The following is a 13,404-nucleotide window of genomic DNA, read 5'->3' on the forward strand; positions in this document are numbered from 1 at the left end:
ATGTCCGAGCTCACCAACACGGCCATGCTCGGCGTCGAGCGCAGCGACCGGCCCCTGCAGGGCCGCCGCCTCTGGCTTTCGGGGCTGAAGCCCTTTGTCGGCTCCCCGCTCAACGCCGTCATCACCCTCGCCTGCCTCTGGCTGATCTACCGCCTCGTGACCGGCGCCTGGGGCTGGCTCGTCACCCGCGCGGTCACGGAAGGTGGGCCGCAGGCCTGCAAGGTCGGAAACGGGGCCTGCTGGCCCTTCCTGGCCGCGAAGCTGCGCTTCATGATCTTCGGTTTCTACCCTTACGAGGAGCATTGGCGGCCGGCGCTGGCGGTACTGCTGTTCCTTGCAGCTTTGATCATCTCGATGATCCCGCGCTTCTGGTCGCGGCGCCTGCTCTGGCTCTGGCTCGCGGTCGTGCTGGTCTGCGGCGTGCTGATGTATGGCGGCGTGCTCGGCCTCACCGTGGTGAGCACCACGAACTGGGGCGGACTGCCGCTCTCCTTCATGCTCTCCTCGATCGGGCTCGCCTTCGGCTTCGTGCTTGGCGTGCTGCTGGCGCTGGCGCGCTCCTCGAAGCTGCCGGCGATCCAGGTCATCGCCGTGATCATCATCGAAACGGTGCGCGGCGTTCCGCTGGTCTCGATCCTGTTCATGGCCTCAGTGATGCTGCCGCTGTTCATGCCGGATGGCGTGACCATCGACAAATTGCTGCGAGCGCAGGTCGCGATCATCATCTTCGCCGGCGCCTACATCGCCGAGACCGTCCGTGGCGGCCTGCAGGCAGTGCCGAAGGGCCAGCATGAAGCCGCCGCCGCGCTCGGCCTCGGCTATTGGCTGTCGATGCGCAAGATCGTGCTGCCGCAGGCGCTCAAGATCGTCATCCCGCCGCTGGTCAACATCTTCATCGGCTTCTTCCAGGACACGACGCTGGTCACCATCATCGGCCTGCTCGATTTCCTCGACACGGTGCGCTCGGCGATGCGCGATCCGGTCTGGCAGGGCATCGCCGTGCTGGAGGGCTATGTCTTCGCGGCGCTGGTCTATGCCGTGTTCAGCTACGGCATGGGCTCCTACAGCCGCTTCATCGAGCGCCGCCTGCGGACGGATCACAGCCATGGTCGGAGTGCCTGACGAGGCCGGAAACGTGTTCAGACCCTGATTTCGCGCAAAACCGGTCTCCCGGCCGGCAGCCGCGCAATGTTCCAGCAAGCCGGGACGCCGACCACTCCATGTGATTCACCATGGAGGGCGGACGATGCGTTCCAGCTCAGGCCACTCAGCGGCGCTCGCCGGCCGCGCGTTGCATAGCTATATCAACCTCGTGCAGCGAACCACCCGGTTCAGGCCGGTCATTCCCGGGGCCTGTCCGTGGGAGCGCAGCCGCGAGCCGTTCATCGCCCTGACATGGCATGGCCAGCAGATGCTGAGCCTTGCGGCGCTCGAGGGGGCATCGCGCGTGGCAATCCTGGCATCTCTGCATTTCGATGGCGAGGTCGTCGCTTCGGTTGTCGAGAGGGCCGGTTACCGGACCATCCGTGGCTCGGGAACTCAGAGCCGCCCGAAAATTCAGACCAAGCGGGCGATTCCCGCCTTCTTCGAGATGCGGGATGCCCTCCGCGACGGCACCAGCGTCGTTCTCACGGCTGACGTGCCAAAAGTGTCGCGCGTGGCCGGCAAGGGCGCCGTGCAACTCGCCCGCGTTACCGGCCGGCCGATCTATCTCTTCGCCGCCGTCACCAGCGCCCGCTTCGATCTGACCAACTGGGACCGAGCCAGCATCGCCCTGCCCTTCGGCCGCGGCTGCATCCTCTGGTCGGAGCCGCTCTATGTCCGAAAGGGGGCGGATGACCGCGAGGTCGGCCTCATCGCCATGGACATCTCCGCCCGCCTCGACGACCTCCACGCCGCCGCCTATCAATCGCTCGAGCGGGCACGCTAGAGCGTTCGAAGAAATGGACACCGGTTCGCGCGAAGAAAAGGCAGCAAAACAAAGGCTCGGAGCATTTCCGTGGTTCGGAGAAACGCGGAAACACTCCAGGCATGGTTTTGCCCCGTACCGTCAGGGACGGCCCGGCGGCGGACAATCAGCCGGATTGCCGCAGATGTTTGCCGGAGGGCGCAGGATCTCCGGCTCGCCCGCCGGCTCGATACGAATGCGGCTGAGATCGCCCGAGAAGCGCAGGCCGAGGCCTGAGGAAATGAGGACGATCCGCGCGCGCGGCGATGCGAGGATCGTCGCATTGGCGCCGGCCAGGAAATGGGCGCTGCCGCCGAGGCTGGCATAGTCCCCGAACACATCCTCCCGGCGGTCGAGCCCATAGACCAGCATGATCACCCGGCCGTAATCGGCGCCGAGTCCAATGCCGACCGACAGCGCCGACCAGATCACCGGCTCGGGAGGCCCGTCCGAGAAACGCAACTCGCCGCTGCCATGCCGCCCGCCGACAACGAAAGAGCCGCTCAGCTCGCCGCCGACGATATAAGCGTTGGGCTCGCCGAACAGGGCGAACGCCCGTTCGATCGGAAGGCTCACCGTCTTCGACGCAGTATCGAATACCCCCTCGACCAATCGCAGAATATCGTTGCGCGATGTCGTCGGCAGTTGGCCCGGCCGGATCTGTTCCTTCGCCGGCGGTTTGCCCTGTGCCCATGTGGTGGTTTCGATCGGCGCGGCCGCAAGCAGCGCCCCCAGCGCCCAGACCATGAAGCTTCCCATTGCCATGGTGCGCAACACAGACATCAGGTCGGCAGATCCATGGAAGAGTTGAACGGCAACGCTATTACGGTCCATGCAGAGCGAGACAGAGCAGCGCGCCCTGTCCCACAAGCCATACCCGCACAGAGGCTCCGTGACGACCCGCAACATTGAACCGATTTCCATGCGGCTGTCGGCGGCGGCTTCGGGCGCTCATGATCTTCGCGATAGCGGAGGCCTGTGGTGACCTCGCTGTCGCGCGCCCTCACGATCCGGCTGGGCTTGCTGGGCGTCGTCCTGTTCGCGGCCTTCATCGCGGCCGTCCTGGCCTTCACCTTCATCACCGAAGACCCCGGCGCCCTACGCAACGACGTCACCTCACAAATCATCCAGCAAAGCGTGCGGCCGTCGACGGGCAGCGCACTTCAGGTCGAGAAGACCGCCGGGCTCGTGCAGATCGAGCAGGCCAGCCCCCGTCTCTGGTATCTCGTCTCCGATGGACGTTCCGTCGTCGAGTATGCGCCAGAGTTGCGTCCGGGGTTGCCCATCGACATCCGATTGGATGGACCGACGATCGCGGCGCAGATGCGCGTCGGCGGCGACAACGCGCTCGCCTTCGACGTGATCGAGAAGGATGGCAGCCGCGTCATCGTCGCGACCGGCGGCGGCGTGCCGGGCTGGGACCTGATCCTCGGCTATTTCCTGCGCGCGATCGCCGGTCCGGCGTTCGCGATCTCGGTGGTCTTCGGCATCATGATCGCCGCCGCGATCGCGATGTCGGTCTCCTACATCAGTGCGCGGCTCCGCAGCGCCGCCGAAGCGGCGGCACGCATCGATCCGCGCGCGCCGCGCGGCTTGCTGCCGACAGAGGAGACCCCGGTCGAGCTCATGCCCCTGACGACCGCGCTCAATTCGGCGCTCGACCAGATCGCCGGCAACATGGAGGGGCAGCGGCGCTTCATGAACAATGTCGCGCACGAGTTGCGCACGCCGCTCGCGGTGATGCGCAGCCGGGTCGACGCGCTTCCGGACGAACCGGCGCGCCTGCAACTGACCACGGATCTGAGCCGGCTGACCACCATCGTCTCCTCCATGCTGCAGCTCGCGCGCCTTCATGCGACCGAGCTGCCTTTCGAGCCGCTGCAGCTCAACGCGCTCGCTCGCTCCGTACTGGCCGAGCTCGCGCCGCTCATCCTCAGCCATGGCGTGGATGTCGCCCTGGAGGAGGAGGGCGATCTGCACGCGATGATCGATGCCAATGAGCCCACGGTCCGGGCCGCGCTCGCCAACCTCGTCGACAACGCCCTGCGCCATGCCAAGGCCAGATCGATCATCCTGGTCCGCGTCCTCGACGCAGCTGTTCTGGAGGTCATCGACGACGGGGTCGGCATCGCCGCGACCAAGCGCAGCCAGGCGATGGAACCGTTCAACCGCATGTCGCAGGGTTCGACTGGGGCCGGCCTCGGCCTGACGATCGTGCGGGACATCATGGCCGCCCATGGCGGCTCCATCGCCATTCTCGGCAATGAGGGCGGCGGCACCACGGTGCGCCTGGCATTCCCGCCGGACGGCACCGGCAGCGATTGAGGTGCGCCAGAGCCGACTCCGGCTCTAGCGCACCGGCTCCATCGTCTTCAGCATGTAGCCGATGCCGCGCAGCGAGGTGATTTCGACCTGGGCGCCGGCATCGCGGAGCTTGCGGCGCAGGCGCGAGATCTGAGCTTCGAGCGTGTTCGATTCGATCAGGTCGTCGAAGCCGTAGACCGCCTCGATCAGCACGTCGCGGGTGACGACGCGGCCGACCCGCTGCACCAGCGCCTCGAGGATCAGCCCCTCGCGCCGGCGCAGGTCGAGAGGCTCGCTCCCGACGCGGGCACTGCGGCCCTCGAGATCGAGCGAGAGATTGCCCGCCGCAATGACCAGCGATCGCTTGGGGTGGCGGCGCCGCACGATCACCCGCAGGCGCGCAAGCAGTTCTCCCGGCTCGAAAGGCTTGACCAGATAGTCGTCGGCGCCGCCATTGAGGCCTTCGATGACGTCGGTCTTCGCGTCGCGCGCGGTCAGGATCAGGAAGGCCGGGCGCGCCTCTTCCGCGCTGAGCGCCTTGACGATGGAAAGGCCGTCCCCATCGGGCAGCCGCCGGTCGACGATGGCGATATCGAAGGGCGCCGTCCGCAGGGCCGCCAATGCGGCATCGATCGTCGTGGTGCGATCCACGATCAGCCCCGCATTGGTGAGAAGCGACGAGAGGAAGCTCATCAGATCCGGCTCGTCCTCGACGATCAATGCGCGCATGTCGATCCTGTATAGGTGCAGGGATGGAACGTGATGCCGGACAAGGGACGGGAATTCCAGACATCCCGCCCCATCCCTACCAGGGAACGGTCCGAAAAGGACCGAGGATCAGGGCAGGCTTCGCAAAGCCGGCCGCAATAACGAGGTCAGAAGCGGTAATTCAGGCCGGCCTTGACGAGATGCTCGGTGACGCCAATGCGGCTGCGGGTGTTGCTGAACTGGAAGTTCTGCTTGCCGAGCGAAACGTAGTTGTATTCCAGCTTGGCCGAGAGATGGTCGGTGATGGCGTATTCGGCGCCGGCACCGACCACATAGCCCATCTTGCCCTTGGTCTTCGAGAGCAGGCCGTCGCTGGCCTTCAGGCTGCCATAGGCCAGACCGCCCGTGCCGTAGACCAGCACGCGATCGAAGGCGACGCCGGCGCGCGCCTTCAGCGTGCTGACATAGCGCATATCGACGCTGGTGCCCGCCCCTCTCCCCCTGGAGTTGCTGCTCGTGCCGTTCATCGACGCGTCGCCCTCCATGCCGAAGACCATGTTGCCGAGCTGCACGTTGTAGCCGAGCTGGCCGCCGAACAGCACTGTGTTGCGGCTCTTCTTGGCGGCGCCCTCGAAGCGGTCGAAGGCCGCGCCGGAATGGATACCGGCATAGATGCCGTTCCAGTTATAGGTGCGCGGCGCAGTATAGGCCGGCCACTCCTGGGTGCGCGGCAGGGCGCGATCCGCCGCCGCTGCAGGCACAGCGAAAAGGGCCAGCAGGCCAAGACCCGCCGTGGGGATGGTGCGAGACATAACAACTCCTTGCGGCGGCATTCCCTGCCACCGACGCAACTGCCTGCGCCCTGTCTCCGCGGATCGGAGCGGGTCGGCATGCGCAGATTGCGAACGAAGATTACGGCAATGTTGCCCAAGGAAGAGGCAGCGGCGGCGCGCTCAAGCGCCCCCGCCCGGGAAGCCCCATCGCCCGGCATCTCTCGCACCGGGTCGGCAATATTGCGCCGCAGCAGGAGTTGTCAGAGTACGGGTTCGACCTGCTTTCCAAGCTCCTCCACCGGCGGAATCCGGCCGGCCTCGAACCAATAGGCCGCCGCCGCGCGGGACATCGCCGCACCGTCATGCCCGATCCCTGGCACCGTGACGAGCTGCCAGTTGCAGGGCACGCCGAGACGCGCGGCCTCGGCCCGAGCGAAGTCGAGCATGAAATGCGCGCGGCCATAGCGATGCGGCCCCTGCGCCAGCGCCTCGGCCTGCGCCGGCAGGTTCGGATCGTCGGTGACGATGTCGCGGTCGCCGGCGAAGAGCATCATGGGATAGGCGAGCCAGCGTGTGAGCGCACCACGGTCGAGATCGAGCCCGCCGAGCCCTTCCGGGAAGCGCCTATCGAGCGTCGGCAGCGTGTACCAGCCGGGGTTGGAGGCCATCGCCGCCGCGAAGAGCTCCCCACCCTCTGTCGCCAGCATGCGGTGCACGAACTGCCCGCCGGCCGAATGACCGAAGATGCGGATGACCGGGCGGTCGATCACCCCGCCGGCGCGCAAGGCGTCCAGCACGCGCTCGGGCACGGCGTAGAGCCATTGCTCGCGCGGAGCGATGGCATCGTCGGCGGAGACGATCAGGCCGTTGTTGTAGCCTTCGGCCTTCGGGAAATGCGCGTCGGGAAAGGTCGGCGCGACGATCAGCAGGCCGTGCTTCTCGGCCGCATCGACCCAGAAATCGCGATAGTCGTCGCCATTACGCATCATGCCGTGCTGCACGACGATAACGGGATCGTTGGGCTGATGGCGGGCCGGCCGGTAGAAGTTCACGACGAGCGGCCGGTCAGGATGGCGGCGGTCGATGAAAGGCAGCGTGCTGCGGCCGACCGGCGGGTTGAGGGTGGTGGTGGTCATGCGGCCTCCGGAGCCTTGTGCAGATGACATGCGGCGCTGCGCCCGGGCGCGATCTCGACGAGCTTCGGCTGAACCTCGCGGCAGACCGGCATCGCCTGCTCGCAGCGCGGATGGAAGGGGCAGCCGGGCGGCGGAGCCAAGGGCGAAGGCAGCTCGCCCTTGAGCGGCTGGAAAGCGCGCTTGCGCCGGGCCGCCGAGGGGATCGCGGCGATCAGCGCCGCACTATAGGGATGCGCCGGCTCGGCGAATATCTCGGTCGCCCGCCCGACTTCGACGATACGGCCGAGATACATGATCGCGACTCGGTCGCTGATATGCCTGACGAGGCCGAGATCGTGGCTGACGAAGAGATAGGTCAGGCCGTGTCGCTCGCGCACATCCATGAACAGGTTGACGACCTGCGCCTGAATGGAGACATCGAGCGCCGAAACCGGCTCGTCGCAGACGAGGAAATCGGGTTTCACGGCAAGCGCCCGCGCGATGCCGATGCGCTGGCGCTGTCCGCCCGAGAACTGGTGCGGGTAGCGCTCGCGATAGGCGAGGTCGAGCCCGACCTCGCTCAGCGCCTGATCCACCGCCTTGTCGATCTCGGCCCTGGGCAGCAGCTTGTGGACGCTCAGCGCCTCGCCGACGATTCGGCTGACCTTCATGCGCGGGTCGAGCGAAGCATAGGGGTCCTGGAAGATCATCTGGACCTTCAGCAGGAAATCCAGCCGCTCCTTGCCTTTCAGCCCCGCGACAGGCCGCTGCTCGTAGACCACCTCGCCCGCGCTCGGCTTGAGGATGCCCGTGACGACGCGCGCGAGCGTGGACTTGCCGCAGCCGGATTCGCCGACGAGGCCGAGCACTTCGCCGCGCTTGACGCTGAGGTCGATGCCGTCGACGGCGCGCAGCACCGGCGGCGCCTTGCCGCGGCCAGTCGCCATCAGGATCCGCTCCGCCACCGTCGGGTTGCGGCGAAAATGCTTGGTGACGCCCTTGAGCTCGATGATGGGCGCGCTCATGCCGCCTCTCCAAACGGGACCGGGTTATGGCAGCGGAAGCTGCGGGCGCCCTCGGCCGTCGTGGTCGGATCCTGCTCGGCGCAAACCAGCTGGACGCGCGGACAGCGCGGCCGGAACGGACAGCCGCTCGGGCGCGCATCGATGCGCGGCGCGACGCCGTCGATCTGGTTCAGCCGCTCGCCGGGCGCGACATTGGCGGCGGACGAGTTGAGCAGGCCGAGCGTGTAGGGGTGACGCGGCGCATCGAGAACCTGATCGACCGGGCCGATCTCGACCACGCGGCCGGCATACATCACCGCCACCCGGTCGGCGAGCTCGGCCACGACTGCGAGGTCGTGCGTGATCCAGAGCACGGCGGTGCCGGTCTCGCGGCTGAGCTTCTGCACCTCGAACAGGATCTGGCTCTGGATGGTGACGTCGAGCGCCGTCGTCGGCTCGTCGGCGATGATCAGGTCGGGCGCATTGAGCAGCGCGGTCGCGATGGCGACGCGCTGGCGCATGCCGCCGGAGAACTCATGCGGGAACTGCTTCAGCCGCGCCTCGGGCGAGGAGATGCCGACCCGCGCCAGCGCCTTCGAAGCCTCCGCCAGCGCCTCGTCGCGTGTGCATTGACGATGCTCCAGGATCGCCTCGCTCATCTGCTCGCCGATGCTGAGCACCGGGTTCAGCGTCATCAGCGGATCCTGGAAGATCATGGCGATGCGGTCGCCGCGCAGGTCACGCAGCCGCTCTTCCGAAGCGGCGCGCAGATCCTCGCCGTCGAAGCTGATCGTGCCGGCGACGATCTCGCCCGGCGGGTCGATCAGCCGAACCAGCGAGAAGCCGGTCACCGACTTGCCGGAGCCGGACTCGCCGACGAGCCCCAGCACCTCGCCGCGCGCGACGCTGAGATCGACGCCGTCGACGGCGGGCCAGGCACCGTCGAGCGCATGGAAGACGGTCCTGAGACCGCGGACATCGAGCAGGGCGTCGGTCATGAGCGCACGTTGAAGCTGCGGCGCAGCCGGTCGCCGACGAGGTTGAGCGAGACGATCAGCAGCACCAGCGCAATGCCGGGGAAGACCGCGATCCAGTATTCGCCCGAGAGCAGGAACTCGAAGCCGTTGGCGATCAGCAGGCCGAGCGAGGGCTGCGTCACCGGCACGCCGACGCCGAGGAAGGACAGCGTCGCCTCCAGCGTGATCGCGCTGGCGACGCTGATCGAGGCGACGACCAGCACCGAGCCGACAGAATTCGGCAGAAGGTGAGCAATCATGATGTGTCGGGTCGGCAGGCCGAAATTCAGGGCGGCCTCGATATATTCCTTGCGGCGCTCGACCAGCGCGGAGGCGCGCATCAGCCGGGCATATTGCGCCCATTGCACGAGCACGATGGCAAGGATGACCTTGTCCACACCGCGGCCGATCGAGGCGAGCAGCACGAGCGCGATCAGGATCGAGGGAAAGCCGAGCATGAAGTCGACAACGCGCATGATCACGGCGTCGACCGCGCCGCCGAACTGTGCGGCAAGAAGCCCGGCCGAAATGCCGATGAACAGTGCCCCCAGCGTTGCCGAAAGGCCTACCATCAGGCTGGTGCGCAGCCCGTAGAGGATGGCGCTCAGCATGTCGCGGCCCTGTGAATCCGTGCCGAGCCAATAGGTCATGCCGTTCATGCCGGCCTCGCCCGGCGGCAGCCGGTTGTCCATCACGCTGAGGGCGGCGAGGTCGTGCGGGTTCTGCGGCGCGATGAACGGCGCAAGCAGAGCGAGCAGGACCATGATGCCGAGCAGGATGGCCGCACCGCGCGTCGTCGGCCGGCTGCGGATGCGGCGCAGTACCTTTTCGCGCAGGGGCGTGTCGGCATAGGCGGGAACGGCGGGCGCCCTGGTCTTTGCGCTCATGCCATCTCTCCCGTCAGCTTCACCCGCGGGTCGAGCGCGGCATAGAGGATGTCGACGAGGAAGTTCACCGCGACGAAGAGCAGCGTCGCCAGCAGGACATAGGCGACCACCACGGGCCGATCGAGCTGGTAGACCGAATCGATCAGTAGCTTGCCCATGCCCGGCCAGGCGAAGACCGTCTCGGTGATGGTCGAGAAGGCCACGAGGCTGCCGAACTCGATGCCGACCACCGTGACGACCGGGATCAGGATGTTGCGCAGCACGTGGCGGCCGACGATGCGTCGCGGCCGCACGCCCTTGGCGCGGGCGTATTTGACGTAGTCTTGCGTCATCGTCTCGGTCGTGCCCGCGGCGACCAGGCGGATCATCAGCGCCATGTTGGGAATGGCGAGGTTGATCGCCGGCAGTGCCAGATGCTTCAGCCCGTCCAGCGTCAGCAGGCTGGTCCTGAAGCCGAGGACGGAGACAGTCTCGCCGCGCCCGGCCGTCGGCAGCCAGCCGAGCAGCACGGCGAAGAGCAGGATCAGCATCATGCCCTTCCAGAAGCTCGGCAGAGAAAAGCCGAGGATGGTGCTGCCCATGATGATGCGCGAGGGCCGGCTTTCCGGATCGAGCCCGGCATAGAGCCCGAGCGGCACGCCGGTGAAGATCGCCAGCGTCATCGCCAGCAGCACAAGCTCGAAGGTCGCGGGCAGACGCGCCAAGATCAGTTCGATCGCCGGCACGCCATGAACGAAGGAGCGGCCCAGGTCGCCTTTCAACGCGTTACCGATGAAGACGAAATATTGCTGCCAGATCGGCAAATCGAGACCGAGGCGCCGGATCAGCGCCTCGCGCTCGGCCGAGCTGACCGAGGGCGAGACCAGAAGCTCGATCGGATCGCCGATGCCGTAGACGGCGAAGAAGACGACGACCGAGACCGCGAGCAGCACGAGCACGCTCTGGATCAGCCGCTGCAGGACATAGGCGGTCATGGGGTGAGACCGGCTCCGCTACGTGTTGCGAACGGGCGGCCCTGGCGGGCCACCCGTCACTTTCGGGGGACTTGCCCGGCGAGGCTTACTTGGCGGCCGGCTTGACCGACATCGCCAGCATGTACTGGTCGGCGCGACCGGTGACAGCGAGGTTGGACTTGAAGGCCCAGACGCCGCTCTCGAAGTGCAGCGGGATGAAGGCGCCGTCGGCGAGCACGAGCTTGCCGGCCTCCTGCAGCAGCTCGGCGCGCTTGGCGTCGTCGAGCGTGGTCACGGCCTCGCGGATCACCTTGTCGAACTGGTCGTTCTTGTAGCCGCCATAGTTCGAGCCACCCAGCGTCTTGGTCTCGTTCGGGGTCGGCGGCCACTGGCGCAGGAAGGACGCGGCCTCGCCGGTGCCGGAGCCCCAGCCGCCGAGCGCAACGCTGAATTCCTTCTTGGCCCGGCGCGGGAAGTAGATCGCCCGCGTCATCGCGTCGACCTCGGTCTTGATGCCGATCTGGGTCAGGTACTGTGCGACCGCCTGGGTGATCTGGCTGTCGTTGATGTAGCGATCGTTGGTGGTCGACAGCGTGAGCTGGAAGCCCTTGGCATAACCGGCCTCGGCCAGCAGCTTCTTCGCCTGCGCGGGATCATAGGCCAGCTTCGGCGGGTTCGGCAGCGTGCCGAACATGCCGGTCGGCAGGTACTGGTAGGCGGGCTCGGCCGCGCCATCCATGATGCGCTTGACGATGGCATCGCGGTCGATGGCGAGCGACATCGCCTTGCGCACGCGCGCATCCTTCAGCGGGTTCTTGCCGTCCTCGGACTTGACGAAGGGGCTCTGGTCGCGAGCGACGTCGAGCTGGAAATAGATCACGCGGGTCGAGGGCGTGATGACATGGCCGAAGCGCTTGTCGTCCTTGATCCGGCCGAGGTCGCGCGCCGCCGGATTCTCGATCACGTCGTAATCTCCGGCGAGCAGGCCGGCGAGGCGCGGGCCGGCATTGGTCACCGGCAGCAGGCGCACGAGCTCCCAGGGCTCGGCCTTGCCCCAATAGGTCGGGTTGCGCTCGAGCTCGATCGCCGAGCCCCGCACATAGGACTTCAGCTTGTAGGGGCCGGTGCCGACGGCAAGCGAGCCGTCATTGAAGCCGCTGACCGTCGGCCAGGGGCCGGTGACGCCGCAGTTCTTGGCGATGTCGTAGCTGATCGGCCCGTGCTCGGCGATGGAAGCCGAGAGGATGCTGAGCGCCGAGAGCAGGTTCGGCAGCAGCGGCTCCGGGTTGATGGTGTTGATCACCAGCGTGTGCGGATCGGGCGTCTCGACCGAGGCGAAATTCCCGGTGACGTCGGCAAAGGAATCCGACACCTTGGTCTCGTTCTTCAGCGTGCGGCAGAAGGTGAAGACCACGTCCTCGGCCGTGAACGGCTTGCCGTTCGAGAACTTCACGCCGTCGCGCAGCTTGAAGGTCCAGCGATTCTTGCCGTCATTCTCCCAGGACGAGGCAAGGCTCGGATGCAGCTTCTGCTTCTCATCCTGGCTGACGAGCGAGTCGAAGATGTGCTGCGCCAGAGCGTTGTTCGGAGTGAGGTCATGATAGTGCGGATCGACGGCCGTCGGCTCGGAAGCCAGCGCGATGCGCAAGGTTTGGGCCGAGGCCGCCGTGGCGGACAGGCACGTTGCGGCGAGTGCCGCGACGAACAGGGATTGACGCATGATGGTATCCGCTCCCGCTTGTCGTTTTGACAGGTTTATTTTCGTCCGGTAGCAAACATGAAAATTTTTGAACGTCAACCGGGCGGAGGCACATGTCCCAGGGCCTGAAGCCGTCGACGGATCTCTCGAACCGGATCGCTCGGATTTACCCGTCCCTGAGCAACGGCCATCGCCGTGCGGCCGATTTCGTGCTGCAGCATCCGCTCGACGTCGCGACGATGACCATCGAAGGGCTGGCGGAAGGGAGCGGCACCTCCAACGCGACGGTGACGCGCTTCGTCCGGGCGCTCGGCTATGGCGGCTATGGCGAGTTTCGCGGCGCGCTCTCGGCTGCGCTGAAGTTCGCCCATGCTCCCGTCGACAGCTTCGCCGGCGCCCGCTCGGCCGCCGGCTCGACCTTCGCAACCGTCGAGGCCGCACTTGCCGACCAGGCCGCCAATCTGCAGGCGGCCCGCGAAGGGCTGACGGAGGAAGCGGTGACGCGGGCCGTCGAGCTGCTGCTCAAGGCGCCGCGGGTCTTCATCGCGGCCTCCGGCGCAAGCCACCATGTCGCTTCGTTCCTTGAAGACGGTCTGGCTCTGTACCTCGGAGCGGATGTGATCTTCGCCTCGGCCCGCACCGGCCCGGAGCGCGCGGTGCGCCACATGATGTCGGCACGACCGGACGATCTCCTGGTGGCGATCTCGGTCCCGCGCTACTCACGCTCGACGCTCGACCTCGCGAGCTTCGCCAAGAAGCGCGGCGCGAAACTCCTGGCACTGACCGACGGTCCGACTTCCCCGCTCGCGTCGATCGCCGATGTCACGCTCTTCGCGCCCGCGCGCAGTCGCCTGCTGCCCAATTCTCCCACCGCCGTCTTCGCAATCGCGGACGCCCTGATCGCCGCGGTCGCGCGCGAACGGCCGGATGCGGTCGAGGCCCTCAAGGAATTGAGCGAGAGCCTGCTCTGGACTTTCCAGCAGTAGCGGCCAGAGCA

General features: G+C 66.8%; 13 protein-coding genes. 4 read left to right on the forward strand and 9 right to left on the reverse strand.

What is annotated here, in order from left to right:
* Both AC1DNE_RS23335 and AC1DNE_RS23340 read left to right on the forward strand, forming a co-directional pair.
* Positions 1-1,122 (forward strand): amino acid ABC transporter permease, encoded by a 1,122-nt coding sequence (locus AC1DNE_RS23335; RefSeq protein WP_441469131.1) that lies wholly within the window; start codon positions 1-3, stop codon positions 1,120-1,122.
* Between the two features lie 124 nt (positions 1,123-1,246).
* Complete coding sequence (locus AC1DNE_RS23340) at positions 1,247-1,930, forward strand: lysophospholipid acyltransferase family protein (RefSeq protein WP_441469132.1); 684 nt, start codon at positions 1,247-1,249, stop codon at positions 1,928-1,930.
* Between the two features lie 120 nt (positions 1,931-2,050).
* Here AC1DNE_RS23340 and AC1DNE_RS23345 read toward each other — a convergent pair whose 3' ends face one another.
* Entirely contained in the window at positions 2,051-2,857 is an 807-nt protein-coding gene (locus tag AC1DNE_RS23345) for an EipA family protein (RefSeq protein WP_441469133.1), read from the reverse strand.
* 72 nt (positions 2,858-2,929) lie between these two features.
* Here AC1DNE_RS23345 and AC1DNE_RS23350 point away from each other — a divergent pair, with 72 nt between their 5' ends.
* Positions 2,930-4,273 carry a sensor histidine kinase gene (locus AC1DNE_RS23350; RefSeq protein WP_441469134.1) on the forward strand — a complete coding sequence of 448 codons (1,344 nt, stop codon included), beginning with the start codon at positions 2,930-2,932 and terminating at the stop codon, positions 4,271-4,273.
* Positions 4,274-4,297: 24 nt separating this feature from the next.
* Here AC1DNE_RS23350 and AC1DNE_RS23355 read toward each other — a convergent pair whose 3' ends face one another.
* From AC1DNE_RS23355 to AC1DNE_RS23390, 8 genes are all read right to left on the reverse strand, one after another.
* Positions 4,298-4,981: a response regulator transcription factor gene (locus AC1DNE_RS23355; RefSeq protein ID WP_441469135.1), complete on the reverse strand. Its 684-nt coding sequence runs from the start codon at positions 4,979-4,981 to the stop codon at positions 4,298-4,300.
* Between the two features lie 146 nt (positions 4,982-5,127).
* Complete coding sequence (locus AC1DNE_RS23360) at positions 5,128-5,772, reverse strand: outer membrane protein (protein ID WP_441469136.1); 645 nt, start codon at positions 5,770-5,772, stop codon at positions 5,128-5,130.
* A 221-nt stretch (positions 5,773-5,993) separates the two neighbouring features.
* The gene (locus AC1DNE_RS23365; protein WP_441469137.1) at positions 5,994-6,869 is read right to left on the reverse strand and encodes an alpha/beta hydrolase; all 876 of its coding nucleotides are present in this window, start codon (positions 6,867-6,869) and stop codon (positions 5,994-5,996) included.
* Positions 6,866-7,873: an ABC transporter ATP-binding protein gene (locus AC1DNE_RS23370; protein ID WP_441469138.1), complete on the reverse strand. Its 1,008-nt coding sequence runs from the start codon at positions 7,871-7,873 to the stop codon at positions 6,866-6,868. Before AC1DNE_RS23370 ends, AC1DNE_RS23365 begins: the two co-directional genes overlap by 4 nt.
* A complete protein-coding gene (locus AC1DNE_RS23375; RefSeq protein WP_441469139.1) occupies positions 7,870-8,850 on the reverse strand; it encodes an ABC transporter ATP-binding protein in 981 nt (326 codons plus the stop codon). Before AC1DNE_RS23375 ends, AC1DNE_RS23370 begins: the two co-directional genes overlap by 4 nt.
* Entirely contained in the window at positions 8,847-9,755 is a 909-nt protein-coding gene (locus tag AC1DNE_RS23380; protein ID WP_441469140.1) for an ABC transporter permease, read from the reverse strand. Before AC1DNE_RS23380 ends, AC1DNE_RS23375 begins: the two co-directional genes overlap by 4 nt.
* The gene (locus AC1DNE_RS23385) at positions 9,752-10,729 is read right to left on the reverse strand and encodes an ABC transporter permease (RefSeq protein ID WP_441469141.1); all 978 of its coding nucleotides are present in this window, start codon (positions 10,727-10,729) and stop codon (positions 9,752-9,754) included. The genes AC1DNE_RS23380 and AC1DNE_RS23385 overlap by 4 nt, the downstream gene beginning before the upstream one ends.
* 85 nt (positions 10,730-10,814) lie before the next feature.
* Positions 10,815-12,428, reverse strand: a complete 1,614-nt coding sequence (locus AC1DNE_RS23390; RefSeq protein WP_441469142.1) for an ABC transporter substrate-binding protein — start codon at positions 12,426-12,428, stop codon at positions 10,815-10,817.
* Positions 12,429-12,520: 92 nt separating this feature from the next.
* Here AC1DNE_RS23390 and AC1DNE_RS23395 point away from each other — a divergent pair, with 92 nt between their 5' ends.
* Complete coding sequence (locus AC1DNE_RS23395; RefSeq protein WP_441469143.1) at positions 12,521-13,393, forward strand: MurR/RpiR family transcriptional regulator; 873 nt, start codon at positions 12,521-12,523, stop codon at positions 13,391-13,393.
* The last annotated feature ends 11 nt before the right edge of the window (positions 13,394-13,404 follow it).

The sequence above is a fragment of the Allobosea sp. 05L423 genome, assembly GCF_056397745.1.